The organism is uncultured Desulfobulbus sp. (assembly GCF_963662935.2).
Lineage (GTDB): Bacteria > Desulfobacterota > Desulfobulbia > Desulfobulbales > Desulfobulbaceae > Desulfobulbus.
The window spans coordinates 1,855,962-1,881,371 of record NZ_CAXXTL010000002.1 but is presented as its reverse complement, the minus strand read 5'-3'; the positions used below and the strand labels follow the sequence as shown (position 1 = coordinate 1,881,371).

Here is a 25,410-nt window from a genome sequence, read left to right as displayed (position 1 = left end):
TGTTTGATTGGGTGGTGTGGGCCGATGGGTGCACTACGCTCAAGCCGCGCTCAACCGGGGACGGAAATCTTGTCGCCGCTGATATCCTGGCGGAAGACCTCCATCCCCTTTTTCATGGCGCAGAAATCGCCGCACATGGTGCAGGTGTCGTTGGCCTCGGGGGCGCGTTCTTCTCTGATTTGCTTGGCTTTTTCCGGGAACAGCAGATATTTCTCCAAATCCTGCCAGCGCATGTCCCGCCGCGCCATGGCGGCCTGTTTTTCATTGTCGCGCCGCTCCGGATACTTGGCGATATCGCCGACGCGGACCGCCAGCCGAGTGGCGCGCACGCCTTCGCGGACATCGTCCTCATTGGGCAGGGCCAGGTGTTCGGCCGGGGTGATATAGCAGACCAGATCCGCCCCATGCCGGGCTGAATTGGCCGCACCGATGGCGGCAACGATGTGATCGTACCCGGCACCGCTGTCCATGGGCAGAGGCCCGAGCACATAGTAGGGGGCATTGCCGCTCATCCGTTTTTCCAGTTGGATATTGGCGGCGATTTCATCGAGCGGCACATGGCCCGGCCCTTCGACCATCATCTGACAGCCCATCTCCCGGCCAAGTTCCGCCAGTTCGCAGTTGATGATCATCTCCGCCATCTGGGCCCGGTCGTGGCTATCGTGGATGGCCCCGGCGCGGATGCCGTTGCCCAGCGAAAGGACCGCATCGTATTTTTTCATCAGGCCGCAGACCCGGTCGAACTGGGCATAGAGTGGGTTTTCCTGGCCGGTGGCGTCCATCCACGCCACCATGAAGGTGCCGCCCTTGGAGGCCAACCCACCGTAGCGAAAACCCTGTTTACGCAACCGCTCGATGGTGTATTGGTTGATGCCGCAATGGATGGCCATGAAACTGAGGCCGTCAGCCAGTTGGCGCTCAATCAGCTCGAAGAGGAATTCCGGATCGAGCTTGCAGGGATCTTTGTACTTGCGGGCGGTCTCTTTGAAGGCCTGATAGAGCGGCACATTGCCCACCGGCAGGCGGGTATGGGCCAGGACCTCGCGGCGGATGCGGTCCAGATCGCCGCCAACGGAGAGTTCCATCAGGGTGTCGGCCCCCTCTTCCTCGGCAATTTGGGCTTTGCGGATTTCCGCCTCCAGGTTGCAGATGTCCGACGAGGTGCCGATGGAGGCGTTGACCTTGGTCCGCAATCCTGTGCCGATGCCGATCACTTTTTGGCCGGGGCGGCGCGGATTGTTGGCGATGACAATCTCGCCGGCCGCCACCTTTTCCCGGATGTATTCCGTGCTCAGGCCTTCATCCCGGGCCACGGTTTTCATCTGCGGGGTCAGGGTGTGTTCGCGTGCATACTCAATTTGGGTTTTCATGTATCCTCCGTACGTTGCGACAGTCTGTAAGCGGAAAAAAGTAAAGGGCTTCAAAAGGGGAGTATCCTTTTGAAACCCTTTGCCATCGCGTTCCCAAGTCGAACTGATCTATACGTCTTCTGACTTCCGGATACTGCCAGATCGCGCCTTCCCGATCATCAAGGATGATCAGTGGCTTCCTCGCAAGGAGTGCGACCCCTTATTCCGGTTACAGCGGCGGGACCGTCACGGATTTGCACCGTGTTCCGTTTATAGAACTGTCTGTATCTGTGCCTGCTTCAACAGGTGCGGCAAACTACCATATTCAAGATCAAAAAAACAATCTCGAAAACGAGGTTTTTTTTCTTCCTCTGGAGGAGGTGCGATGGAGTTCTCATTTGAATGGATCAGGATGTCGTAGTATGTTTTAAAATAGCTTATTCTAATCAGGCTAAAAGTTCCCTTCCGGCAAAATCAGGACAGCCAAAGTAGTTGCGCCCAATAATAACCAAGCGAACCAACATGCGAATTCAAGGAAAAATAGCAAAGTGGAAAGCAGAGAAAGCGTTCGGATTCATAACCCCCAATGGCGGCGGCCCTGATATTTTCGTCCATAAAAATGGCCTGTCACAACGATCCCGAATGCCGACTGTCGGCGAGATCGTCACTTTTGAGATCGTTTCGACGGTTGGCGGGAAAACATGGGCCGAGAATGTGCTTTTTCAAGGGGAGAGTGATCCGCGAAGGAACGCGATAGTTGTAGACGTGCTGCTTGTGATCTTGGCAATTCTCTTTTTAACGGCAATCACTGGCTTGGTTGTTCGCGACTTGTTGCTACTGCCGGTTCTGGGCGTATATATCTGTGCCAGCTTGCTGACCTTCATCGTGTACCGATTTGACAAGTCGGCGGCTGAGTTCAATGATTGGAGGACCTCAGAAATCCGTCTACATACGCTCAGCATCCTTGGCGGATGGCCTGGTGCCATAATTGCGCAACGACTTCTGCGCCACAAATCGAAAAAACAATCGTTCCAAGTAATCTTCTGGGCAACAGTCGTTCTCAACGCGACTATGCTGGCAGCGCTGCTCTCTCCAGCCGGCAAACATTTCCTTCATTCACTCCTGTTGGGGCTCTAATTCAACGGAAATCGAATGTGAGCGATTTGATTAGGTCAGACGTCCCCGTTGTTTCTCTAGCTCTGGAAGTCACGGGACAACCAACCGGCACAATAATTTGACGGTGCATGGAGGAGGAACAATGATCAAGCACATAAAAACAGACTCCCTCAACATCGCCTATGCGGAGAGTGGCCCACCTGCTTTCTCTCCGCCTGGTGAACGGCGACCCCGCCTTTGAGGCAACCGAACGGCGGTTGATCGATCTGCCGCGGATACCCGTGCCGGCCATCGTCCTGCACGGCAGTGAAAACGGCGTCCTCCCCGCCGCCGGTTCCGAGGAGCACCACCGATTTTTTAGATCCGCCTATGAGCGCCGGTTGATTCCGGTGGCGGGCCACAATCTGCCCCAGGAAGAGCCGCTCGCCTTTGCGGCAGCAGTGCTCTCGCTCCTTTAAGTCGATATCAAACCGCCCTTGCCTTGCAACGGACCTCACGGGCAGGCGGCTATCCACATCAACCTTGTTTGAACCTGACCAGCGTTCGCCGGATCATCCGTCTTATCCCGGCAGCACGCCAAGATATCTTTTGTCATGGCGGGGCGGCTTGCTGTCGTGGTAAGGAGTGGAGAGTACGGTCCGATTGGGTGCATTGTCGGTTAGGGCAACAGCGCCAACCGGTGAGAGCCGATTCCCTCAGCCTCTCTTGTGGAGTAACCATGTCGCGCATCGAATTTTCGTCAACCCGGTTTCTTCCCTACTTGCCTGAATCGTGCCAGGTGAATCCCGGCGCGTACGGGTTTGAGCTGGCCAGTTGGCTGTCTCTGGCGTTGGCAAAAGCTGGCTTTGCCACCCGCTACCCCACCGGTGAAGATTGGGGCTGGTTTATCGAATACCTTGAAGGCGATGCGGAATTCATGATCGGCTGCGGTTGCGAAGCCGAGGAGGGCGAGGGCTACAAGGGGACGCCGGTGGCCTGGCACATTTCTATAATGCAGAATCTCACGTTAAGTCAGTGCCTCAAAGGGGTGGAGATCCCGGATCTGGACGTGCAACTCACCGATGCCATCGTCGCGGCGTTGCGCGCGGAAGGGATCGAGCCCACAATCAAGGAAGGCGGTCAATAGCCGCCGTTTTTTCATTCCCCCTAATTTCTTCACGCCCCCAACCGCTCTAGGTGGGAGCGTGAAGAAATCGCATTCCCTCTTTCCCTGACACTCAATACAACTGCAGCAGTTTATCCATCTCCTCGGATTTCATGGTGAAGCTGTGGGCTTCGGCGGGGAAGGCACGGCTCTCGACCTCGGCCTTGTATTGGGCCAGAGCGGCGGCGATGGGTTCGTTAATCTTGGCATACTGCTTGACGAATTTGGGGGTGAAACGATCGTAAAGTCCGACCAAGTCGTGGATCACCAAGACCTGGCCGTCGCAGCCGGGGCCGGCGCCGATGCCGATGGTGGGAATGGTGATCTCCCTGGTGATGTGGTCAGCCAGGGGTGCCGGAATCGCCTCGAGAACGATGGAAAAGCAGCCAGCCTCTTCCAGGGCCTGGGCATCCTCGATCAGCTGCTTAGCCGCCTGGGCGCTCTTCCCTTGGACCTTGAAACCGCCGAGGCTGGTGGCGGTCTGCGGAGTCAGGCCGATATGGCCCTGCACCGGAATACCGGCCCTGACGATGGCGGCAACCGTCTCGGCCATGGAAACACCGCCCTCGAGCTTGACCGCGTCGGCGTGGCCCTCCTTGAGGATGCGGGTGGCATTGTTGATCGCCGCCGGAATCGAGCTGTTGTAGGAGCCAAAGGGCATGTCGGTGACCACCAAGGCCCGTTCGACGCCGCGCACCACTGCCTTGGTGTGGTGAATCATCTCGTCCATGGTGACCGAGACCGTATCGGGATGCCCCAGCACCACCATGCCCAGACTGTCGCCCACCAAGACGATATCAATCCCGGCTGCATCCACCATCTTGGCCCAGGGATAATCGTAGGCGGTCATGACCGAAAGGGGGATGCCGTTCTTGCGGTTCCTGATGTCCGGGATGGTCACTTTTTTCTGTTGCATGGGTTCTCCTTGGGAAGAGATGGCAGCCGAAAGGGTTAAATCCGATGGGAGGCGGTGGCCTCCAGGGCCTTGACCAGTTGGGTGAGCAGCAGGTTGACCGGGGTGGGCACGCCGGCCTCAAACCCCTTGGCGACGACAGCGCCGTTGATGACATCGATCTCGGTGGGTGCGCCCCGGAGGATATCCTGGAGCATGGAGGCCCGGTTGGTGCTGGTCTGCGCACAGACCTGCCGGACCCGCTCCTGCTGCGTCTCGCAGGGGAGATCAATACGCAATGCCCGGGCGACCGCCACCGCCTCGTCCACGGCCTGAGCCATGAGCCGTTCGCACTCCGGGACCTGAGCGAGAACGCCGTTGGACACCCGCAGCAGGGCGGTGAGGGCATTGATGCCGACATTGACGATCAGTTTGGACCAAAGGAGGGCATTGCTATCCTCAACGATCTGCGTGTCAATGCCAGCCCGGTTGAACAGCTCGGCTATGGCGGTGATAGCGGGAAGCTGTCCGAGGTCGGCTGCCAGAACAGTCGGTCCACGGCCGGCATGGCGGACATGGCCGGGCGCCAGCAGGGTGGCCGCCTGGGCGGTGGTGCCGGCAGCGGCCCGTTGCGCGCCGACCACGGCGACGATCCGTTCCAGATTGCCGAGCCCGTTTTGCAGGGTGAGCACCAGGCCATCCTCGGCCACCAGCCTTTGAGCCGTTTCAGCCGCCTCGCCAGTGGACCGGGCCTTGGTGCACAACAGGATCAGGTCGGCCTTCCCGCCGTAGTGCGAGCCATCGGTCAGCGCCTTGATCCCGAAGCGGCGCACCGTGCCGTCCATGCCGGTGAAGGTCAACCCGTCCCGGTTGATGGCTCGAGCATGACCCGCATTGGTGGTGAAGAGGCACACCTCCGCAAGCGGCGCCAGCAGGGCCCCGAACAGACTGCCCATCGCCCCGGCACCAAGAATCAGTATCTCCATATCACCACTTGCCTCTCCTTTTGGCCGGCAGAGCTGCCGGGCCTTTTCCTGCGGTCAGTTGCGGGGAAAACCACTGGCGTCAGTTATAAACCATCGACAAAAAAGGTCAACGCCGAACGCTTTCCCCGTCTGGAAGAAAGCAAGGGCTTGAGCCGACGGGTCCAAAAGGGTACAGTTCGGCCATTGCCGTGGTGAAGGTTCCGCCACCCACCCCTTTTGGAGAAAGACGATGCACCTTTTTATCTGGCGTCACAGCAAGCGCTTTTCCAGTTGGTCGATGCTCGATGAGCCGCATATCCACAAAGAAAATTACCTCCAGGCCGACGTTACCGTGCTGGCGCCGTCCAAGGCGAAAGCCCTGACGCTCTTGGCACGGAACGGCGCTTGGAACGTCGAGGAACTGGAACGGATCGAACCCGAGGTCATCCCTCTGGATGCATCCCGCATCGTCATCAGCCACGTTGATTTTCAATAATCTGGAGCCGCACGAGGCAGTGCAGACTGTTCCTCAAAGCCCGGCAAATGAGCAGGCAAAACCAGGGAAGCATGGGTGTTTTTCCCCTGTGCCTCGCGACCTAAACGCGGTATGATGCTGGTATTTTTCCAAGGCCAGTGAGAGAACCATCGAAACAATCGCCATCGGCCACCTGAGGCCACAGAGGCCATCGTTCAATTCGTCCGAGAGTGACAAACGCACAGAGGTTTTTGCCATGGAACAGCCCCAAACAAACATGATCGCCAAGAAGGTCGCCTGGTACGAGACAATGGCCATATCATTTGTCATTGCACTCTCCTGGCTGGATGAAATCCTCGACATCCCCTATGTCCTCCTGGGCGGGCCCGCAACCCCGATCAATTGGCGGGAATCCTTATTCGAGAGCATCATCATCGCCGCCGTCGGGGCGCTGATCATTCGCCACACCTATAAATTACTTCTGCGGGTCAGCTACCTGGAAAGCATCCTGCCGATCTGCGCTTCGTGCAAAAAAATCCGGATGGACCCGGAGTTCTGGAAGGACATCAAGCACTTTGTCCAGGAACGCTCCAAAACCGAGTTTACCCACGGCATCTGCCCGGACTGCATCGAAAAATATCACCCGGAACTGAAGAGCGAGAAAAAACCTCTCAGCAACGGGTCGGAGTAGTCCTTCATCGGCTTCTCGCCGGCTCTCCCCCGCCGGCCAGTCTCTCGAGGCCTCATCGCTAACAGTCGCCAACAGCCGCAACTATGCATAATATTCGAGCCCTGTGCCTGGCCGAACGATTCCAGTTCGATGCCCTCTACGAGTTTCTCTCCCACCAGACCCACGCCACGCGGATGCGCAACGTTATTGCCCTCACCCCGGACGAGGGCGTCCGCGCCTTCCTCTTTGATTACGGGGTCTGCGTCTTGTTCCAGTACGATTACGAATCGGAGAAACGCCTCATTGACCAGGTGCTCAAATATGCGACCAACCCCCTGGAAACCTTCGTCGAGGAGGAGTTGGAGTATCGGACCAGCAGCGAGGGGGGGATCCGCATCCGCAACGACCTGATCGATGTCGACGACATCTCTGAGCTGACCTGCCTGTCGCTCAGCCACGCCCTGGCGCAGTCGACCAAGCTCGCCTCCTTCGAGTCCTCGATCGAGGAAACGATCAAAAAAACCAAGTACATCCCCGAAGCACTGGCAAAGAAGGGATCGATCGCGCTGTCCCGGACCAAGCTGGCCAGGGAACGGGGCCGGGTCTACCTAGAAAAATCCCACATCATCCTCCAGTTCAACCTGCTGGACACCCCTGAGTTCATCTGGGAATATCCGGAGCTGGAACATTATTACCTGGCGCTCTCCCGCTACCTGGAGATCGCCCCCCGGGCCACGGTCCTGAAAAACCGGCTGGAGGTCATCCAGGAACTGCTGGAGATGATGGCCGATGAGCAAAAACACAGCCATTCGAGCATGCTCGAGTGGATTATTATCATCCTGATCGCCATCGAGATCGGTCTTTTTTTCGTCAAATAATGGCAACAACCTGTACACTTGAAACAGTGGCCAGGTCGTTCCTTTTGCTCTCCTGCCTCGGGATGTTTATTTTTGTAAACAACGATAATGCTAGCCCCCATCCTACCCTTGATAGGAGGACCCCATGAAGATTCTGATCACCGGCGGCACCGGTTTTGTCGGTTCTGCCCTCAGCACCCGGCTCTTAGAGATGGGACATCAGGTCACCGTCATTGGCAGCAGCAGCCGTTGCCGTCTCGCACCGCACCCGCAGCTTTCCTATGTTGCCGCCGACACCACCCGCCCCGGTGACTGGCAGCAGCGGGTGGCGGCACAGGACGCCCTGATCAATCTGGCCGGACGGTCGGTTTTTAATCTTTGGACCGAGCATTACAAAAAAGCCATGTACGACAGCCGCATCCTCACCACCAGAAACCTGGTGGCCGCCCTGCCGGCGACGACCGAGGCGGTGCTGTTGAGCACCTCGGCCGCCGGTTTTTACGGCGATGGCGGCGAGATCGAAAAAACCGAAGCCAGCGGTCCCGGTGAGGATTTCCTGGCCCGGGTCTGCCGCGATTGGGAGTCCGAGGCCGGCAAGGCTGCTGAAAAAGGGGCCCGCGTGGTGCTGATGCGGTTTGGCGTGGTCCTAGGCAAGGGGGGGGGCGCGATCGCCACGATGAAGACTCCGTTCCAGTTCGGATTGGGCGGGCCGATCGGCAGCGGCAGCCAGTGGTTTCCCTGGATTCACCTCGACGATCTGGTCGGGGCGATCCTCTTTCTCCTCACCGCCGAAGAATGCCGAGGGGCCTTCAACTTCACCGCGCCGCAACCGGTCCGGCAAAAGGAGTTTGCCCGCCAGCTGGGTGCCGCACTTCACCGCCCCGCCTGTCTGCCGACCCCGGCCTTTGTCATGAAGCTGGTGCTGGGCGAATTCGGCCGCTCCCTGCTCCAGGGCCAGAAGGTTATACCACAAGCGCTGACCGAGAGCGGTTACCTGTTCACCTATCCGGAACTGCAATCGGCCCTGGGGGAGATTGTCGGTGACTGATTCGCAGTTTACTTACTCGTCGCTCTTTCCCTGTTTAGCCAACGAACTCTATGATTGGCACCGTCGGCCTGGCGCCCTGGAACGCCTAATCCCCCCATGGGAACAAACCAGGGTGGCAGCGCGTTCCGGCGGGATCGACCCCGGCGGCAGGGTGGTGCTGGCCATGCACGCCGGTCCCATCCCGTACCAGTGGCATGCCCGCCATATCGAAAACCTTCCAGGCCTGATGTTCCGGGATATCCAGGACCGCGGCCCCTTTGCGCGCTGGACCCACACCCACCGCTTTGCCGACACCCCCAACGGGGCTCTACTGGAAGACCAAATCGACTATGCCCTGCCCGGCCAGGCCATCCTACCCGGGTTAGCAACTGGTCTGGTTGACCGTACCCTGACGCGGGTTTTCCGCTACCGTCACGCTACCCTGCGCGACGATATCGCCCTACATCAACGATGCAGCTCAAGGCCGTTGCGGGTGCTCATCAGCGGCGCCAGCGGCGTGCTCGGCTCGGCGCTTCGCCCTCTGCTGACCACCGGCGGCCACGAGGTCTGGACCCTGGTGCGAAGGCCACCCGATCGAAGCAGGCGGGAAATCTACTGGAACCCGGAACGCGATCAACTCAACCTTGCCGGCCTACCCGCCTTTGACGGGGTCATCCATCTGGCCGGCGACAACATCGGCGACGGCCGTTGGACCTTGGACAAAAAAAAGCGGGTGATCGACAGCCGGGTGCAGGGAACCGGCCTGATCGCCCGCACCCTCGCCGGCCTGCCGGTGCAGCCCAAGGTGTTTCTCAGCGCCTCGGCGGTCGGTTTCTACGGCAACTGCCTGGATTGCTGCATGCGCGAGGAGGATCGTGCCGGAACGGATTTCATCTCCGATGTCTGCACCCTCTGGGAACATTCGGCCCGTCCCGCCGAAGAGGCCGGAATCCGCACCGTCTTCCTGCGTATCGGCGTGGTGCTCAGTCCCCAGGGTGGTGCTCTGCAGCGGCTCCTGGCCACCTCGGCCATCGGTTTTTCTAGCCGGTTCGGCGCTGGCGATCAATACATCAGCTGGATCGGGATCAACGACATGGTCGGCGTCGTGCTCCACGCCCTGACCTGCGACACGCTCACCGGGCCGGTTAATATCGCCGCCCCGCAGCCGGCAACCAACAGCCAGTTGATGCGAACCCTGGCTCAGGTGTTGCGCCGCCCTCTCCTGCCCCCGATTCCCGCCAGTCTGCTGCAAACCCTCTATGGCCAGATGGCCTCCGAGGTATTACTGGGCGGGTGCCGGGTGGCGACCGATAAGCTGCAACAATCCGGCTACACCTTTCGTCATGCCGATTTGGAGCAGGCCTTGCGCCATCTTCTTGGCAGATTTGAAAACAACGGTCCGGAGTGTTGAACGCATGAGCTGGAAACTCAAAACGATTCTTCTGGTCATGATGACCACGGCCCTGGCCTGCGGTTTTCTCCATCACCTGGTTCCCCCGGCGACTCTTAATTTCGAGCGGTTGCACATCTTTCTCTTCAACCTGTGCAGCGGCGGCACCCTGCTAATTTATTTCACAGAGGGCGGCACCACCCTGTCACGCCGAGGCATGCTCTTTCTGGTACTGGCCATTGCCTTTGCCCTCTGCGCTTTCCTCCATTGGTACGTACCGGCCATGCTGATTCCGCTGGCCCTGGCCCATCTGGTCGAGGCGGTGCGCATCGACCACTTCGGCAGCCGCTTTCCCCACGCCCTCTTTGCCTTCCGGGAACCGGTCCCCCGCAAATTTCATCAGGCGGCCTTGTTGTGCCTCTCCCTGGGACTGACCTTTTCCTGTCCGGTGATCCTCAACTCGGTCTATCTCCAGTGGTTCACCCTTGAGAAGCTGAGGCTCGACACCTTCTTCCTCGGCTTCTCCTTCCCCATCTCGCTGATCTCCATGTCGGTGATCTTCTCCCTGATGAAACAGGAGTCGATCCGCCTGACCGCAGTGCTCAAGGAGGCAGCCTTCTGGATCATCAACCTGGGGGTGATTGTCTTTTTTCTGTTCATCCTCGCCGGACTTTTTGCCTCCCAGGTTGCCATTGCCAGCCTGCTGTTTGCGACCGTGACCCTCATCTTCTTTCTGTACTGGCACGAAGGCATCCAATTGCAGCAGAAGGCCTTTCTCACCTCGGGCATTCTCTTTCTGCTGATCACCTCGATCACCGGCATCGCCTACATCCTCCTTTCTTTTTCCAGCTATTACACCCCTGAAATCAGCCACCCCTTGCTCCGCCTCCATGCCTTCACCGCCCTCTACGGCTGGAATCTCAGCGGCCTGGTGGTGATCAGCCGCCACGGCGACTTTCCCCTCCAGCTCCATTCGAGCAAGATCATCCTGCTCCACTGGCTGACGGTGCTCCTGCTCTGCCCGCTTGGTTATTTCCTGCCTGTGTTTGCCGTACTTGCCGTCGTGGCCTACACCGGGCTGCTCATCCTGATGTTTTTCAACCAGAGTACGGTCGATAAGGAACTGACTGCTGTCCAGGACGCCAGCCTGCATCCTGTTGCACCTCCTGCCGAGCCCCTATAAAAAAGGTTCTCCGGTAAATCCGGCAACCTGCGGCAACGGTAGTTAAACCCTTGCGCCGCAAGCACTCTCAGCCTTACGATATCCCCTTGACAGGGTGCCCGGCAATTCGTTACAGAAAGCAGACAATCTTTATTTTTGATCGTTTGGGGGCAATCTTGCCCGGTCATCGACCACGCCGCTCTCTTCGTCAATGTTTTGGAGCTACCTGATGCTGTTTCACCCCTTCCTGCTCAGCATAGCCGTCCTCACCCTACTGATCCTGAATGTCCCCGTGCCAGCAAAGGCCAAGGAAGTGGTGACCTGGATGGAGGCCGCCATGCCGCCGTTTTTCGTCCAAAGTGGTGGGCAACAAGATCAAGGGTACGGCGACATCATCACCGACATCATCCAGCAAGGGTTGACCGACTACGAGCACGACACCATAACGACCAACATTACCCGTCATTTCTATAAATTCAAACAGGGCGAAAAAGTCTGCAGCGTCGGCCTGTACAGGACTCCGGAACGAGAAGAATTCATGTATTTCTCCATGCCAAGTTTTCTCACCCTGCCACCGGTCCTCATCATTAAAAAGGATGGACTGTCCCGCTTCGGCAACCGAACCAGTGTGCAACTCACAGAAATTCTGAACGACAAAAACCTGATGGTGGGTATGAGCAAAGATCGCTCCTACGGTGCCACCACCGATGACATCCTCAAAAAACACAAGGGAAGCGGCAACATCCTCGAAAGTACAGGTCAGGAACTGTCGCTCAACCTGTTCAAGATGCTCCTGAAGGGACGACTCGACGCCATTATTGGCCTGCCCGAGGAAGCGCTCTACCAGGCGGAGCAGTTGGGTATCAGAGATCAGCTGATGACCCTGACCATCGAAGAAAATCAAAACGGCTACGAGGGTTGGATGAGTTCGGTGGGTTGCTCGAAAAATGCCTGGGGCAGGGCCATTATCGACAAAATAAATAATATACTGCTCAAACAGCGGCCCACCGAACGCTACCAAACGGCTTATGAGCGGTGGCTCGACCCCAATTCCATCGAGAATTATCGGAGAGTGTACAAGGACGTTTTTCTGGAAACGACCCAATAACCGATTCCCTCAAGGAACCGAACCGTGTTGGGGCAGTTCCGGAGGATCGAAACCGGCTCTTTCCCTCAAAATTATCTCGACAAAAAAGGTAGAAACGACCTATTGTTTACACATGACAGGTTCTGCTTTCCAAGCCAGGATTGCGTTAAAAATATTTTTGAGGGCGCCCCGATGACACTCCCTATCCAGCAAAAATCAAGCGGCCAGTCCATGAAAACCCAAAAGAAGCAAAAATATTTCGTCAACCGGAAAGAGATGGTCACCATCAGATGCCGGACCTGCGGCAGGATTGAAACCTTCTCCGTTGCCAGCCTCCAGGGGAAAAAGCACTCGCTGCAGGTGAGTTGCGCCTGTGCCGAAACCTTTGAAGTTGACCTTGAATTTCGCCAGGACTACCGTAAAAAAACCAGCATTACCGGAAGCTTCCGCGCTATTTCCACGCCGAGGGCTCGGGCCCGGCAATGCGTCATCGCCGACCAATCAACCGGTGGTATACTGTTGCAGATAGCAGAGGAGGTGCCGATCAAGCAGGACGACCGGCTCATTGTCTGCTACCGCCCGGATATTGATTCCCCGTATGAGATTGAGCGGATCATCAATGTCCGCCATTACGATCGGGGCAGCCGCATCGGCGGGGCCTTCATCGACGTTGACGCCTTCCCGCGCCAGCAGCCGCACCCGGGAACAACGATTCTCCACTGAGCAGCACCCGCCTCTTCGGGTCAGGAAAACGAATTCGTCTGGCCATGGAATAACCATGCGAGTCATCGCTCAAGGGACTAGCGATCAAGCTTATGCCGAGGCGGCCCATCTCTTGTGCTCGGCAAAGAAGCCGGCAGCCCTGACCGGGGCGGGCATCTCGGTGGGGAGCGGCATCCCTGATTTTCGCAGTCCGGGCGGATTGTGGACCGTCTTTTCCCCGGAAGAGTATGCCACCCTTGAGGTCTTTTACCATGATCCGGCCAAAGCCTGGGAACTCTTTCGGGCACTCGGCAAGGTTTTAACCGGCAAGCAGCCCAATGCCGCCCACCGCGCCCTGGCTGAACTCGAACGGCAAGGCCAGCTGCAGGGCATCGTCACCCAGAATATCGACAATTTGCACCAGCAGGCCGGCAGCAGACGAGTCTTTGAAATCCACGGCGACCATCAGCATCTCCAATGCCTGCAATGCGGCGATCTCCAGCCGATCACTGAAGACCTCCTGCAGACCACGGGGGTGCCACGTTGCCAGCACTGCGGCTTTCCCCTCAAACCCAATGTGGTGCTCTTCGGCGAATCGGTTCGCGACATCAATGCGATCAACCACTTCATCGCCGGTTGCGACCTGCTGCTGGTCATCGGCACCTCAGCCCAGGTTTTTCCGGCGGCCAGCCTCCCCTCGATGGTCCGGCAGAACGGTGGCCGTATCTTTGAATTCAACCGGGAACCGGCCCTCTCCGGAACCGCCCGGCCCGGCGATTTCTTTTTTCAAGGCGATGTCGTTCAAACCCTGCCGATGCTGACCAAGGCCTGCCGGAAAAGGTGAGCCTCCCCTGCTGTCCCGATTCCCGAGGAGGTCTTGCGTTTGTCGGCGATATGCTGTATAAGTTGCCCTGATAACGTACCAACGCGTTACCCACTCAAGTTTTGAACATTCCAAGATGGTTGCCTGATCAATTTCGGTCAGGCGTTTTTTGTTGTAGTCGGCCACATGCTTCTTTTCCCGGCTCTTTGTGCAGCGGGAACAGGCATTGGTCAGGTTTGACAGTCAGGCTCTTACATTCTGGACGGGGTCATCTGTTAACGGACAACAGGGACAATTGCCGCAAGGCAGGACCCACCCCAGGATTATCAAGACATTGCCACTCTCAAGGAGTAGCCTGATGACAACAGAGACCTTCGCCCAATTCGGCCTGCATCCCGATCTCTTGCAGACCGCAACCGAACTCGGATTCACCGAACCAACCCCCATTCAGCTCGCCGCCATTCCCCTGCTGCTCAATGGCCGAGACCTGATCGGCCAAGCGCAAACCGGTACCGGCAAAACCGCCGCCTTTGGCCTGCCGCTGCTGCAACGGGTCACTCCCCGGCAAAAAGGCGTCCAGGCACTGGTTCTCGCCCCTACCCGCGAACTGGCCATCCAGGTTGCTGCGGCCATTGGCCGTTACGGCCAACAGCGAGGCATTACCGTGCTTGCCCTTTATGGCGGCCAGTCCTATCAGCAACAGCTCCGCAGCCTGCGCCAGGGTGTTGAGGTGATCGTCGGCACCCCCGGCCGCCTGCTCGACCTGGTCAAGCAGGGCTCTCTCGATCTGGGCACGGTCCAGACCGTGGTCCTCGATGAGGCCGACGAGATGCTGAGCATGGGATTCATCGAGGATATCGAACTGATCCTCGACCGCATCCCCACCGAGCGGCAGACCATGCTTTTTTCCGCCACCATCTCCAAGCGGGTCCAAGGACTGTCCGCCCGCTACCTGCGCAATCCCGAAACCGTTTCCATCACCCCCAAACAACTGACCGGCGCCACCATTGAGCAGCGCTATTACCTGGTCAACCAGCAGGACAAGGTCGCCGCCCTGACCCGGCTGTTTGAAATGGAGACCATCGACAGCGCCTTGATCTTCGTCCGCACCCGCCTCGGCACCGGCGAACTGGCCAACCAGTTGACCTCACGTGGTTTTGCCGCCGAACCGCTCAACGGCGACCTCAGCCAGGATGCCCGCATCCAGGTGCTCACCCGGTACCGTAACGGTCAGGTCAAGGTTCTGGTGGCCACCGATGTCGCCGCCCGTGGATTGGACATCGACGACATCTCCCACGTCTTCAATTTCGACCTACCCGATGACCCCGAGGTTTATGTCCACCGAGTCGGCCGAACCGGCCGGGCTGGAAGGGAGGGTATCGCCATCTCTCTGCTGTCGCCCAAGGACCGCTGGCAGCTCCGCCGAATTGAGGACTACACCCGGTTTAAGTTGAAGCAGGCCGAGTTGCCGACCATCCAGCAGATCGAGAATCACCGTCAGGCCCTGCTGATGGAACAGTTGGAGGTCTGGATTAAACGAGGCCGCTGCCGCCGGGAACGGGAGGTGGTGGATATGCTGGTATTGACCGGACATTCGCCGGAAGACGTTGCCGCTGCTGCCTTGAAACTGGCGAGAGGGGATGAGAAAAAACGCCCCATCGATTCCATCACTCCCATCAAGGAAGAACAATTTAACCCGCGGGATCGTAAAACCGAACGCTTCCCACGGCGCGGTGGTCCAGCTGGACCAAGTCAAGGAGCCCGGCGGGGGTCGGATCGGGACAAAGACATGGTGCCGCTCAAGCTCGACGCCGGCCGGGCCGACGGCATCAGCGTCAACCATGTGGTGGCCTCATTGGCCCATTTTTCAGGCGTTGCCGCCAGCCAATTGGGCAAGATCCGGCTGGAATCAAACCACACCTTGGTCGATGTGCCGGAACAACTGGTCGGCCGCTTGCTCTCAAAAAACGGCGCCTACCGGATCGGCCGCCGGACATTCAACCTCGAACGGGCCTGAACCGGGCGAGGACCCAATCTCGAACCAGTCCGCTCTTTTTCTGGAACAATGAGCCCTCTTTGACCTAAAAGATTATCCCGTCTTCACATGGCTTTCCCCGTTCAACAGGAAACCGCCTTACCGCTCGCGAGACGTTCATGGACACATCGACGTCTCGCGAGCGGAAAGCAACCACTTTTCTCGGCCCCTTTGTTTGTCATGCCCAAAAGCAAAAATACCGCTTCATTGGCTCCTCAGAATGAGCATGCAATGTGCCGCCGCTCCCTTTATACGCCTGGCACCTCGCGCTCGAACAGAAGGCCACAGGATGGTCAACTGAAAAATTGACAATCCTGTCATTCAATCAGTGCACTGCGAAATGAATGGAAGAATTCTTATAATCGAAGATGACCAAGAGTTAGCCCAGGTGCTGCAGATGCGGCTGTCACGGCTCGGGTTCATTGTTTCGGTGCACAACTACGGCCACCATGGTCTCGCGGCAGCCACCAGCGAGACTGTCGACGTCATCCTGACCGCCATCAACCTGCCCGACCTCAACGGCATAGAGCTGTGCCGGAAAATATCGACCCAATGGCCTGAAATTCCGGTGGTCATCATGACGGCTTTTGGCAGCATGGAAGCAGCCATTGCCGCGATTCGGGCGGGCGCCTACGACTTCATCACCAAGCCTTTTGAGATCAATCACCTCGAATTGGTCCTAACCCGCGCAGTCAATCACCGCAGACTGCAGGAGAGCGTCAAAAAACTCAGTCAGGCGCTGGAGCAGACACGATCTTTCGACGAACTCATCGGCGAGAGTCAGGTCATGCAGGCCATGTTCTCAAAACTGATGCGGATCGCTGACTCCGAGGCCTCTGTCCTGCTCGCCGGCGAAAGCGGTTCGGGTAAGGAATTAGCGGCCCGGGCCATTCACAAATACAGCCGCCGCGACAAGCAGCCGTTGATTGCGATCAATTGCTCGGCGATGCCTGAGGCCCTGCTGGAAAGTGAATTATTCGGCCATGTTAAGGGGGCTTTTACCAGTGCCAACGCGGAGCACAAAGGCCTCTTTCTGGCAGCGGATGGAGGCACGATCCTGCTTGACGAAATAGGTGAACTGCCACTCTCACTGCAGCCCAAACTCCTAAGAGTACTCGAAGAGCACAGTGTCAGACCGGTGGGGAGCAGTGTCGAAAAATCCTTCAATGTCAGGGTGATCGCCATCACCAATCGCGATCTCGAGGCAGCCGTGGCCGAGGGGAGCTTTCGCGAAGACCTACTCTACAGGCTCAATGTCATTACCGTGAAGGTGCCTCCCCTGCGGACCCGGGGCATGGACATCCTTCTTCTGGCCGAAAAATATATTGAACTGTATGCCTCCCGGCAGGGCAAGAGCATCATCGGCATGACCAATGCCACGGCCCAAAAGCTGCTGGCCTACCGATGGCCCGGCAATGTCAGGGAGTTACGCAACGCCATGGAACATGCGGTCACATTGACCAATCATCGTAAAATCATTCCAGACGATCTCCCCGAAAAAATCCTCACCTTCCAGACCGATCAAACCGGACCGATCCTGGGCATGCCCGGGCCAGGCGAGCTGGTTCCCATGGCGGAGATGATGCACCGCTACATGCATCATGTCCTTGCTATGGTTGGGGGAAACCGGACCCTTGCCGCCCAGATTCTGCAAGTTGATCGTAAGACCCTCTATCGGAAACTGCACAACCAACACGATCCAGAGACTCCTTTGCCACTCCTGTTTCCCGGCCCCTTTGGTGCATAGTCATTACCGTCCGGGGCAGAATGCCCCACTGGGGCGTCTTGCCCCGAATAACAACCTCGTTCTCTCAGCAACAACAAGAAAAGCAGCAGTGCTCTTTCCTACCGGTTCCCACAACAACCCTTTTCGTATCACCCTGGATACGCACTCTTTTTTCAAGAGACTTGCCCGAGCACTCTTCCCCTTGCCTGCAGGATTTTTCATCCAGGGAAGCAGCGGCGCATTGGCACGTCGAATGCATAAATAGTCTGGTTAACCACAATTCTCCCAACACCCTAACAAACGACGAAGAGTGTTCCATGACCATTATGATCGGAATCCATCAACATCAGGATAAGGTGGACAAACTTTACGAAAACTTGGGGCTGCACGCCGCCCCACTCACTGCGGTCGGTCCTTTTCCCACCAAGAGAGAGGCCCTCTCCTGGCAACAAAGCATGCGGGAAAAAATAAGAGACAGTCAAATCGTCGACCCGGCCGGTCCCGAGGACAACCAGGTTCCATGGTACGGTTTTTCCTTTGAAAAATGAAGCATTGTTGAGAACCGGTGGGCTCAGGTGATGCTGTCATCCCCCGACCTGCCCCTTAGTCCCACCGTTTCGCAACGATGCATAGCTTCGTTTTCCTGTGCTGGGAACAGCATTCCCCCACAGGACGAGTCCGGGGGGTCTCCGGCCCGGTTACCCTGAATCTGCCAGCTTATTTTTCTGCTTAACCCGCCTGTTGTCCCCTTTCACCATGGCTCTATCTTTCCATTGTATGCAAACCATGTCGTCTTGCATCGTTTTCCGCGATGCCATGCACTGGCAGGACTCCGGCTGGACCATTGCTGGAAGAGCGGTATTCCCCCCTAACTGACAGGCTCTTTTCGACGGATATTCAATGTCGGCCCTCTGTTTTGCTCTTCTTATTCCGTCGAAGATTTTGCTGTGCCCGAGCCGTTCCCTTGCAAGAAGGTTCGTCTGTTCAGCCAGCTACAAAAACACCTTGCCGGTCGGGTCGACCCCTCGTTGAAGACAGATCGATTTGTTTGATTTCCTAAGAAAATGGACTTGTTGCAGTATGATTTTTCATTTTGTAAGTACTCCCGTTTGACCATGAACACTCTCATCAAACTATCGACTTCGACCAACCAAAAACCAGAAGGCAACCTTAAACCGCTTTTCCATTTGTTCGGCGATTCCAAGAAAGAACTGCTTACAGAATCATTCAAAGCCCCATCACCATGGATTCAAATATGTCATTAACTATTGCTCAATCGGCGATTTTTTTATCTTTTCTTTCAGCAATAGTCCCTTTAGTCTTTTATCGGCAGCCGTATCTCCTTGTCAGAATATCCTTTCTTTTGCTTGGCCTTTCAGGCCTTGCATCTGCTTGGGCAGGAGCTATGGCACTGCTCACCAACCATGCTGAGCAGATCGTCCTTCCGATCGGCCTCCCTTGGCTGCATATCTTTTTACGCATCGATCCTCTCTCCGGCTTTTTCTTCTTTATTGTCGGCTTCATTACTTTTACAGCGGCCTGCTATGGCCCCACCTACATCCGGGAACATATTGGCGGCCCACATCCAATCGGTACTTTGACATTGTTCACCGGCCTTTTTGTGGGCGGGATGTTGCTGGTGTTGCTGGCGGCGGATGCATTTTCTTTCATGATCGCCTGGGAGATCATGTCGGTTGCCAGTTATTTTCTCGTCGCCTACCAGCATGACAAAGCTGAGAATCGCAACGCTGCCTTTCTCTATCTGCTGATGGCGGTCGTGGGCGGCGCCTTTATTTTGCTTGCCTATGGTGTCCTTGCCGGATTTTCTGACAGTTTCAGCTTTGCCTCAATGGCGAAGGCTCAATTGAGCCCGACCTGGGCGACCATCGCATTCTTGCTGGCCTTTATCGGCTTTGGCATGAAAGCCGGCATCGTTCCTTTGCATGTCTGGCTTCCGCAAGCTCATCCGGTGGCCCCATCACATATCTCCGCCCTCATGTCCGGTGTGATGCTTAAAGTGGCGATCTATGGATTCATTCGTTTTGTCTACGATCTGTTAGGCGTTATGCATTGGCAATGGGGCGTCCTGGTTTTGCTGATCGGAGCAGCTTCAGCCGTCTTGGGGGTGTTGTATGCCCTCATGCAGCACGACCTCAAGCGTCTGCTGGCCTACCACAGCGTGGAAAATATCGGGATTATCTACATAGGCCTTGGCATCTCGATGATCTTCCATGCCACCGGCCACATGGAGGTTGCCGCTCTCGCTTTGATCGCTGCCCTCTATCATTGTTTAAACCATGCCCTTTTCAAGAGTTTACTCTTTTTCGGCGCCGGTGCGGTCCTGCAGCAGAGCCATCAGCACGATATGGAAAAGATGGGCGGGCTGATCAAGAAAATGCCGGTGACGGCTGTCTGCTTTCTGGTCGGCTGCATCAGCATCTCCGCCCTCCCGCCTTTTAATGGGTTTGTCTCGGAATGGTTGACCTATCAGGCTGCCCTGCAGGGGCCGATTCTGCGGAGCGGCATTCTTGGCGCAATGTTGCCGGTCGCCTCGGCTATGCTGGCCCTGACCGGAGCCCTGGCAACAGCCTGCTTCGTCAAGGTCTATGGTGTTGTTTTCCTTGGACTACCCCGGAGTTCTCAAGCGGCAGAGGCACAGGAAGCGCCTTTGGGCATGCAGTTTGCGCAAGGCATTCTTGCCCTCTGTTGCCTGATTTTTGGCATCTTTCCCACCTGGACGGTCAGTGCAATCAATGTCATTGCGGAAAATCTTATCGGTACCGGCTTGTCCAAGGCTGCTGGCGATGGCTGGTTATGGCTGACTCCAATTGGTAAACAGACCGCCTCGTACGGTGCGCTCGCTATCCTTTTTGGACTCTTGGCGAGTTGGCTGATTGTTTATTTTTTCCTGCATCCCCTACGACGTGACAATCGGATACGCATTGCTCCAGCCTGGGATTGCGGCTTCGGGCCCCTGACCCCTCGGATGCAATACACTGCCTCGGCCTTTGCCATGCCGATCCGGCGAATATTTTCGTATGTCTGGTTCATTGATGAAAAGGTTGAACCAGGGCATCACGGCAAGGGGCCACGATACTTTTTGAAGATCCATGACTGGGCCTGGCTGGTCATCTATGTCCCCATCGGCAAACTCATCCTCCACCTGGCGAAGCGGGCCTCTCTTCTCCAAGGAGGCAATCTTCGTGTCTATCTCTCCTATTCCTTTTTTACCTTACTGTTCCTGCTGTGGGTGATCGTATGACAGGCTGGATATTTGCTCTTCTGCAAACCCTCTGCGTGGTTTTATTTGCTCCATTCATGGCGGGTTGGGTCAAATGGCTCAAATGCAAACTGCAGAATCGACAGGGACCGCCCCCTTGGCAGCCCTATCGAGATCTGCTGCGGCTCTCCAGAAAGCAAGTGGTCCTGGCAGAGTCGGCATCGCCTATTTTTCGGGTGGCTCCCTATATAGTTTTCAGTGTCACGGTGGTGGCGGCCTCTATTGTGCCGGTCTTTTCCGTCCAAATCCCGACGGCAGCCCTGGCGGATGTCATCGTGCTGGTCGGGTTTCTCGCCCTGACCCGCTTTTTTCTGTCCTTAGCGGGCATGGATGTCGGCACAGCTTTCGGCGGCATGGGCTCGTCTCGAGAAGTAACGATTTCATCACTTGCGGAACCGGCGCTGCTGATGGCCTTTTTCACCCTGGCCATGAACGCTTCCAGTACCAACTTATCAACGGTCATCTCACACCTCGCCCAATCGCAATTTGTCTTGTACCCCTCACTCATCTTTTCCTCGATGGGCTTCATCCTGGTGGCGCTTGCTGAAACTGGCCGCATACCCATCGACAACCCCGCCACCCATCTTGAATTGACCATGATCCATGAAGCCATGATTCTTGAATACAGCGGTCGCCATCTGGCCTTGATGGAATGGGCCGCCATGCTCAAGCTCACCCTCTATGCGGTCTTGATTGCTAATTTTATCGTGCCGTGGGGAGTGGCCATGACCCTTGAGCCAGGGGCAATCGCGTTCGGTGTGTACAGCATCATCTGTAAGCTGCTGGTGCTGGGATATTTTTTGGCGATTGCCGAAACTGCGCAAGCCAAAATGCGGCTCTTTCGGGCGCCCCATTTTCTGGGATTGGCGTTTATTCTTTCTTTGCTCGGCATGATGAGCCACATTGTCCTCGAGGTGCGCTGAAATGCTGATCAACACCTTATCACTCCCGGAACAGCTGGTCTTGACCCTGGCTGCCTTGATCCTGCTGACCTCTTTCATCATGCTGGCACAAGTGCGACTTGACAGTCTGATCAACACCTTTGCCATGCAAGGCTTGCTGCTTTTTTTTACCACAGTGCTCATGGCGGTTATTTCCGGGGAATACCATCTCCTCATCTCTGCCGCTTTGACCTTATTCCTCAAGGTTTTCTTTATTCCCATCCGGTTGCGCCGCCTGGTCATTGATCTTGATGTCCGCCGGGAGGTCGAGGTCCTGGGCAACCCTTTTTTGATTATGCTGTTCGGCACTGGTCTGGTGCTCTTCAGCTACTATGTTGCCTTGCCGATTCGGGCGTTGTCCCTCTTGGCAACCCGGAACACGATCGCCATTTCCCTGGCGGTTGTCTTGATCGGTATGTTGATCGTCATTTCCCGGCGCAAGGCGGTCACCCAGGTCGTTGGCTTCATGTCTATGGAAAACGGCCTGTTCTTTGCGGCTTTGGTCTCCACCAACGGTATGCCGATGGTCGTGGAGCTGGGGATAGCCTTTGACGTGTTGGTTGCCGCTATCCTCTTTGGTGTCTTCTTCTTCCACATTCGCACAGAAATAGGCAGTCTTGATACCGATCGCCTCAATCGTCTGACAGAGGTCGAAAAATGATCGCTCTGGGCTTGACCTTACTTTTTCCTCTTGTGGGGATTCTTTTGCTGGGCTGCATCGGCCATTGGCGCTGTGCCGGAGGAGTGAACCTGGTGATCAGCAGCATCACCTTTGCCGCAGCCTTGTTTTTGGCCATTACTATATTCGAGCATGGCCCGATCCTGTCCACCGGCAAGCTCTTCTACATTGACGCGTTCAACGTCTATCTCATTGTGCTCAATGCCTTTGTCGGCATGACAACCGCCGTTTTCTCAGGGCCCTATATGGCTCATGAGCTGAAGATCGGACGGGTGGATGACGGCCGGATGCGACTGTATTATTCCATGTATCAAGGCTTTCTCTTCACCATGCTCATAGCCCTGTCGACCAATAATCTCGGGGTGCTCTGGGTCTCGATTGAAGGGGCAACCCTGGCAACAGTCCTCTTGGTCAGCCTGTATCGGACCCGCGAATCCATTGAAGCCGGATGGAAATATTTCATTATTTGCGGTGTCGGCATTTCCCAGGCTTTGTTTGGCACGATCCTTGTCTATTTTGCCGCGGCAAAGACTATCCCCGGAAAAAATGAGGGCTTGCTCTGGACAGTGCTGCAGGAACATGCCAGCCAGATGGATTCGGGTGTCATGGCCCTGGCCTTTGTTTTCCTTCTGGTCGGCTATGGTACCAAAGTTGGGCTGGTTCCCTTGCACAACTGGCTGCCCGATGCCCACTCGGAAGGACCAACCCCTATGTCAGCTATTCTCTCAGGCTTGCTGCTCAACATTGCCCTCTATGCCATTGTCCGCTTTAAAATGCTGGTCGATCCAGCGCTGGGCAATCATCTGGCCGGAAATCTGATGATGGGTTTTGGCATGCTCTCCTTTTCCGTGGCCGGGCTCTTGCTCCATCGCCAAACAGACGTCAAGCGGATGTTCAGTTATTCTTCCATTGAACATATGGGGTTAATGACCTTTGCCTTTGGTATCGGCGGGCCCCTGGCCACCTTTGGCGCGCTCTTGCATATGATTGTTCATTCGCTGACAAAATCAGCGATTTTTATCACCGTCGGCCATGCTGCTCATATTGCAGGCACCCAGGCAATAGGTCAGATACGTGGCCTGATTCGCACCCAGCCCTTTGTTGGATGGGGTTTTCTGATTGGAACCTGTGCGATCGCCGGCTTCCCTCCCTTTGGGGTCTTCACCAGTGAATTTCTGCTGTTTACCGCCACCATTAAAAGCTACCCCTGGCTGGTCCCGCCCCTGCTCATTGGCTTGGCCATCGCCTTTGCCGGATTGTTTCGCAATCTTCAGCCCATGGTGTTTGGCGAACCTCCGCCTGGCCAGCAACCTGTGACCGCCAACATGTGGCCGGTTGTCCTCCACCTGGCCCTGGTCATCTGGCTCGGCATATCGATCCCCACGGTCTTGGCCGACTGGCTCAATCAGGCAACCATCATGATCATCGGCAAGGGGGTCTTATGAATTCCACGATCCACCAGGGACAACTCGCAGCCCCTCCGGTCGATTCTCTTCCCTTGCTGCTTGAGCAAGCCGGTATTCCCGTACGAGAGCTGCCCGAGATACAAGGCCCGGTCCGGGCGTTGGCGATTGAGGCCCGTTTCTGGGGAAAAGCCGCCGCGGTAGCTGCGGCAAACCATGTGCGCTGGTGTGCCTGTTGGGGAGAACATCGGCCTCCGGAGATCAACATCTTCGCACTGCTGGCGGGTCAAGATGGACATCTTCTGCTTCAAACCACCATCCCCGACATCCAGGGAGAGCTTCCTTCGCAAACCCCTTCTTTTCCCGCCGCCAACCGACCTGAACGCTATCTGCAGGAAATGTTCGGCATGCGTTTCACTGACCATCCTGATCCACGCCGCTGGATGCGTCACCAGGCCTGGGATGCCGGCCAGTATCCCTTGCGCAAGGATTTCCCGCTGGCGGGAACCGCGCCGGAGCAGACGCCACCTGATTGCGAGTATCCTTTTATTCCAGCCGAAGGCGAAGGTGTCTACGAAATACCGGTTGGTCCGGTTCATGCCGGGATCATTGAACCTGGCCATTTTCGTTTTCAAGCAATGGGGGAAGCGATTCTCAGCCTTGAAGAGCATCTTGGCTACGTCCATAAAGGCATCGAAAAATGTGCCGAAGGCCGGGATAGCGCTGGTCTTGTCCGCCTGGCCGCCCGAGTCTCAGGCGACAGCACCGTCGCCCATGCTTGGGCGGCCTGCCAAGCCGGTGAACACGCTATCGGCCTTCCCGTGCCCCGGCGGGCTGTGGTGATTCGAGCCATTTTAGCGGAAAGGGAGCGGGTAGCCAATCATCTCGGAGACATGGGAGCCTGCTGCAACGATGTCGGTTTTGCATTTGCCCACGTTCATTTCAGCCGTCTCCGTGAACTCTGGCAAAGGCACAATGCCGCAGTCTTTGGTCATCGTCTGTTAATGGACGTCGTCATACCCGGCGGTGTGACACGTGACATCGGACCCGAGCAAATCAGTCTCCTGCAGCAGGCCAACGAGCAGTTACGTCATGAATTGGATGACTTACTCCCCTTGCTGTACGAATACCCTTCATTACAAGATCGTTTGCGCACAACAGGTATTTTATCCCTCGACAAGGCTCGAACCCTGGGCGCTCTTGGCTTTGTCGCCCGAGCCAGCGGGGAGTGCTGGGACCTGCGCCGGGATGCTCCCTATGCCCCCTATGAAAACGTGACGGTCGCCGTCCCCTTTTCGTCCGGAGGAGCCTCCTCCAACCGGGTGCATGTTCGTGGCGGCGAAATCCTTGTTTCCCTGGACCTGTTGGATACTTTTTTAGCACATCTACCGGCAGGGGACATCTGCAGGGCTTTGCCGCCAATACCGGCAACCTGCTGTGGGGTGGGATGCATTGAAGGTTGGCGGGGGGAGATCATTGCCTATGTTCGCCTGGAAGAAGGCGGCATTGTTTCGAGATATTTTCCCCGCGATCCAAGCTGGCTGAATTGGCCGGCGCTTGAGGTCCTGATTCTGGGTGAAATAGTGCCTGATTTTCCACTCTGCAACAAATCAGTCAACGGCTCCTATTCCGGACATGATCTGTAGAAAACACCCAAGAAGAATATGGTCATCTTTTTGGTCGCAAT

General features: G+C 56.6%; 23 protein-coding genes and 1 riboswitch. Of the genes, 20 read left to right on the top strand and 3 right to left on the bottom strand.

Translation table 11 applies throughout. The annotated features are described in order from the left end of the window. Positions 1-50 precede the first annotated feature (50 nt). Positions 51-1,370, bottom strand: coding sequence for a phosphomethylpyrimidine synthase ThiC (gene thiC / locus ACHZCX_RS12610; RefSeq protein WP_319587580.1), 1,320 nt, complete (start codon positions 1,368-1,370; stop codon positions 51-53). A 91-nt stretch (positions 1,371-1,461) separates the two neighbouring features. Beyond that, a riboswitch (cobalamin riboswitch) is annotated at positions 1,462-1,672 on the bottom strand. A 199-nt stretch (positions 1,673-1,871) separates the two neighbouring features. On the opposite strand from thiC, the gene ACHZCX_RS12605 reads away from it, so the two are divergent. The 3 genes from ACHZCX_RS12605 to ACHZCX_RS12595 all read left to right on the top strand — a co-directional run bounded on the left by ACHZCX_RS12605 (position 1,872) and on the right by ACHZCX_RS12595 (position 3,591). Then, entirely contained in the window at positions 1,872-2,486 is a 615-nt protein-coding gene (locus ACHZCX_RS12605) for a cold shock and DUF1294 domain-containing protein (protein WP_319587579.1), read from the top strand. Between the two features lie 170 nt (positions 2,487-2,656). Beyond that, a complete protein-coding gene (locus tag ACHZCX_RS12600) occupies positions 2,657-2,923 on the top strand; it encodes an alpha/beta hydrolase (protein WP_319587578.1) in 267 nt (88 codons plus the stop codon). A 260-nt stretch (positions 2,924-3,183) separates the two neighbouring features. Further along, a complete protein-coding gene (locus tag ACHZCX_RS12595; RefSeq protein WP_319587577.1) occupies positions 3,184-3,591 on the top strand; it encodes a hypothetical protein in 408 nt (135 codons plus the stop codon). Between the two features lie 91 nt (positions 3,592-3,682). Here the strand turns inward: ACHZCX_RS12595 and panB are convergent, their stop codons facing one another. Beyond that, on the bottom strand, positions 3,683-4,525 hold the full coding sequence (panB, locus tag ACHZCX_RS12590; RefSeq protein WP_319587576.1) for a 3-methyl-2-oxobutanoate hydroxymethyltransferase: 843 nt from the start codon (positions 4,523-4,525) through the stop codon (positions 3,683-3,685). Between the two features lie 35 nt (positions 4,526-4,560). Continuing rightward, entirely contained in the window at positions 4,561-5,487 is a 927-nt protein-coding gene (locus ACHZCX_RS12585; RefSeq protein ID WP_319587575.1) for a 2-dehydropantoate 2-reductase, read from the bottom strand. Positions 5,488-5,716: 229 nt separating this feature from the next. Between ACHZCX_RS12585 and ACHZCX_RS12580 the strand changes: the two genes are divergently transcribed. The 17 genes from ACHZCX_RS12580 (at position 5,717) to ACHZCX_RS12500 (ending at position 25,369) form a co-directional block, all read left to right on the top strand. Then, a complete protein-coding gene (locus ACHZCX_RS12580) occupies positions 5,717-5,962 on the top strand; it encodes a hypothetical protein (RefSeq protein ID WP_319587574.1) in 246 nt (81 codons plus the stop codon). A 235-nt stretch (positions 5,963-6,197) separates the two neighbouring features. After that, positions 6,198-6,632: a hypothetical protein gene (locus tag ACHZCX_RS12575; RefSeq protein ID WP_319587573.1), complete on the top strand. Its 435-nt coding sequence runs from the start codon at positions 6,198-6,200 to the stop codon at positions 6,630-6,632. A gap of 83 nt (positions 6,633-6,715) precedes the next feature. Next, positions 6,716-7,489 carry an RMD1 family protein gene (locus ACHZCX_RS12570; RefSeq protein ID WP_319587572.1) on the top strand — a complete coding sequence of 258 codons (774 nt, stop codon included), beginning with the start codon at positions 6,716-6,718 and terminating at the stop codon, positions 7,487-7,489. A gap of 124 nt (positions 7,490-7,613) precedes the next feature. Then, on the top strand, positions 7,614-8,516 hold the full coding sequence (locus ACHZCX_RS12565) for a TIGR01777 family oxidoreductase (RefSeq protein WP_319587571.1): 903 nt from the start codon (positions 7,614-7,616) through the stop codon (positions 8,514-8,516). Beyond that, positions 8,509-9,906 carry a TIGR01777 family oxidoreductase gene (locus tag ACHZCX_RS12560; protein ID WP_319587570.1) on the top strand — a complete coding sequence of 466 codons (1,398 nt, stop codon included), beginning with the start codon at positions 8,509-8,511 and terminating at the stop codon, positions 9,904-9,906. The genes ACHZCX_RS12565 and ACHZCX_RS12560 overlap by 8 nt, the downstream gene beginning before the upstream one ends. Positions 9,907-9,910: 4 nt before the next feature. Further along, a complete protein-coding gene (locus ACHZCX_RS12555) occupies positions 9,911-11,068 on the top strand; it encodes a hypothetical protein (protein ID WP_319587569.1) in 1,158 nt (385 codons plus the stop codon). Between the two features lie 208 nt (positions 11,069-11,276). Beyond that, entirely contained in the window at positions 11,277-12,155 is an 879-nt protein-coding gene (locus ACHZCX_RS12550; protein ID WP_319587568.1) for a TIGR02285 family protein, read from the top strand. Between the two features lie 171 nt (positions 12,156-12,326). Continuing rightward, positions 12,327-12,857 (top strand): hypothetical protein, encoded by a 531-nt coding sequence (locus ACHZCX_RS12545; protein ID WP_319587567.1) that lies wholly within the window; start codon positions 12,327-12,329, stop codon positions 12,855-12,857. 55 nt (positions 12,858-12,912) lie between these two features. Continuing rightward, positions 12,913-13,680 carry an NAD-dependent deacylase gene (locus ACHZCX_RS12540; protein ID WP_319587566.1) on the top strand — a complete coding sequence of 256 codons (768 nt, stop codon included), beginning with the start codon at positions 12,913-12,915 and terminating at the stop codon, positions 13,678-13,680. Between the two features lie 337 nt (positions 13,681-14,017). Beyond that, positions 14,018-15,676 carry a DEAD/DEAH box helicase gene (locus ACHZCX_RS12535; protein WP_319587565.1) on the top strand — a complete coding sequence of 553 codons (1,659 nt, stop codon included), beginning with the start codon at positions 14,018-14,020 and terminating at the stop codon, positions 15,674-15,676. A gap of 358 nt (positions 15,677-16,034) precedes the next feature. Next, on the top strand, positions 16,035-17,441 hold the full coding sequence (locus tag ACHZCX_RS12530; protein WP_319587564.1) for a sigma-54 dependent transcriptional regulator: 1,407 nt from the start codon (positions 16,035-16,037) through the stop codon (positions 17,439-17,441). Between the two features lie 296 nt (positions 17,442-17,737). Continuing rightward, entirely contained in the window at positions 17,738-17,968 is a 231-nt protein-coding gene (locus tag ACHZCX_RS12525; RefSeq protein ID WP_319587563.1) for a hypothetical protein, read from the top strand. A 695-nt stretch (positions 17,969-18,663) separates the two neighbouring features. Further along, positions 18,664-20,682: a hydrogenase 4 subunit B gene (gene hyfB, locus ACHZCX_RS12520; RefSeq protein ID WP_319587562.1), complete on the top strand. Its 2,019-nt coding sequence runs from the start codon at positions 18,664-18,666 to the stop codon at positions 20,680-20,682. After that, entirely contained in the window at positions 20,679-21,623 is a 945-nt protein-coding gene (locus ACHZCX_RS12515) for an NADH-quinone oxidoreductase subunit H (protein WP_319587561.1), read from the top strand. Before hyfB ends, ACHZCX_RS12515 begins: the two co-directional genes overlap by 4 nt. Before the next feature lies 1 nt (position 21,624). Beyond that, on the top strand, positions 21,625-22,302 hold the full coding sequence (locus ACHZCX_RS12510; RefSeq protein WP_319587560.1) for a formate hydrogenlyase: 678 nt from the start codon (positions 21,625-21,627) through the stop codon (positions 22,300-22,302). Beyond that, positions 22,299-23,765 (top strand): hydrogenase 4 subunit F, encoded by a 1,467-nt coding sequence (locus ACHZCX_RS12505; RefSeq protein WP_319587559.1) that lies wholly within the window; start codon positions 22,299-22,301, stop codon positions 23,763-23,765. Before ACHZCX_RS12510 ends, ACHZCX_RS12505 begins: the two co-directional genes overlap by 4 nt. Beyond that, complete coding sequence (locus ACHZCX_RS12500) at positions 23,762-25,369, top strand: NADH-quinone oxidoreductase subunit C (protein ID WP_319587558.1); 1,608 nt, start codon at positions 23,762-23,764, stop codon at positions 25,367-25,369. Before ACHZCX_RS12505 ends, ACHZCX_RS12500 begins: the two co-directional genes overlap by 4 nt. The last annotated feature ends 41 nt before the right edge of the window (positions 25,370-25,410 follow it).

Bases quoted from the DNA above. Each gene is read 5' to 3' on its own strand.
- ACHZCX_RS12505 (WP_319587559.1), top strand. From the start codon at position 22,299: ATGATCGCTCTGGGCTTGACCTTACTTTTTCCTCTTGTGGGGATTCTT.
- ACHZCX_RS12535 (WP_319587565.1), top strand. From the start codon at position 14,018: ATGACAACAGAGACCTTCGCCCAATTCGGCCTGCATCCCGATCTCTTG.
- ACHZCX_RS12605 (WP_319587579.1), top strand. From the start codon at position 1,872: ATGCGAATTCAAGGAAAAATAGCAAAGTGGAAAGCAGAGAAAGCGTTC.
- hyfB (WP_319587562.1), top strand. From the start codon at position 18,664: ATGGATTCAAATATGTCATTAACTATTGCTCAATCGGCGATTTTTTTA.
- ACHZCX_RS12595 (WP_319587577.1), top strand. From the start codon at position 3,184: ATGTCGCGCATCGAATTTTCGTCAACCCGGTTTCTTCCCTACTTGCCT.
- ACHZCX_RS12565 (WP_319587571.1), top strand. From the start codon at position 7,614: ATGAAGATTCTGATCACCGGCGGCACCGGTTTTGTCGGTTCTGCCCTC.
- ACHZCX_RS12500 (WP_319587558.1), top strand. From the start codon at position 23,762: ATGAATTCCACGATCCACCAGGGACAACTCGCAGCCCCTCCGGTCGAT.
- ACHZCX_RS12580 (WP_319587574.1), top strand. From the start codon at position 5,717: ATGCACCTTTTTATCTGGCGTCACAGCAAGCGCTTTTCCAGTTGGTCG.
- ACHZCX_RS12530 (WP_319587564.1), top strand. From the start codon at position 16,035: ATGAATGGAAGAATTCTTATAATCGAAGATGACCAAGAGTTAGCCCAG.
- ACHZCX_RS12555 (WP_319587569.1), top strand. From the start codon at position 9,911: ATGAGCTGGAAACTCAAAACGATTCTTCTGGTCATGATGACCACGGCC.
- ACHZCX_RS12585 (WP_319587575.1), bottom strand. From the start codon at position 5,487: ATGGAGATACTGATTCTTGGTGCCGGGGCGATGGGCAGTCTGTTCGGG.
- ACHZCX_RS12550 (WP_319587568.1), top strand. From the start codon at position 11,277: ATGCTGTTTCACCCCTTCCTGCTCAGCATAGCCGTCCTCACCCTACTG.
- ACHZCX_RS12540 (WP_319587566.1), top strand. From the start codon at position 12,913: ATGCGAGTCATCGCTCAAGGGACTAGCGATCAAGCTTATGCCGAGGCG.
- panB (WP_319587576.1), bottom strand. From the start codon at position 4,525: ATGCAACAGAAAAAAGTGACCATCCCGGACATCAGGAACCGCAAGAAC.
- ACHZCX_RS12575 (WP_319587573.1), top strand. From the start codon at position 6,198: ATGGAACAGCCCCAAACAAACATGATCGCCAAGAAGGTCGCCTGGTAC.
- ACHZCX_RS12510 (WP_319587560.1), top strand. From the start codon at position 21,625: ATGCTGATCAACACCTTATCACTCCCGGAACAGCTGGTCTTGACCCTG.
- ACHZCX_RS12515 (WP_319587561.1), top strand. From the start codon at position 20,679: ATGACAGGCTGGATATTTGCTCTTCTGCAAACCCTCTGCGTGGTTTTA.
- ACHZCX_RS12570 (WP_319587572.1), top strand. From the start codon at position 6,716: ATGCATAATATTCGAGCCCTGTGCCTGGCCGAACGATTCCAGTTCGAT.
- ACHZCX_RS12545 (WP_319587567.1), top strand. From the start codon at position 12,327: ATGACACTCCCTATCCAGCAAAAATCAAGCGGCCAGTCCATGAAAACC.
- ACHZCX_RS12525 (WP_319587563.1), top strand. From the start codon at position 17,738: ATGACCATTATGATCGGAATCCATCAACATCAGGATAAGGTGGACAAA.
- thiC (WP_319587580.1), bottom strand. From the start codon at position 1,370: ATGAAAACCCAAATTGAGTATGCACGCGAACACACCCTGACCCCGCAG.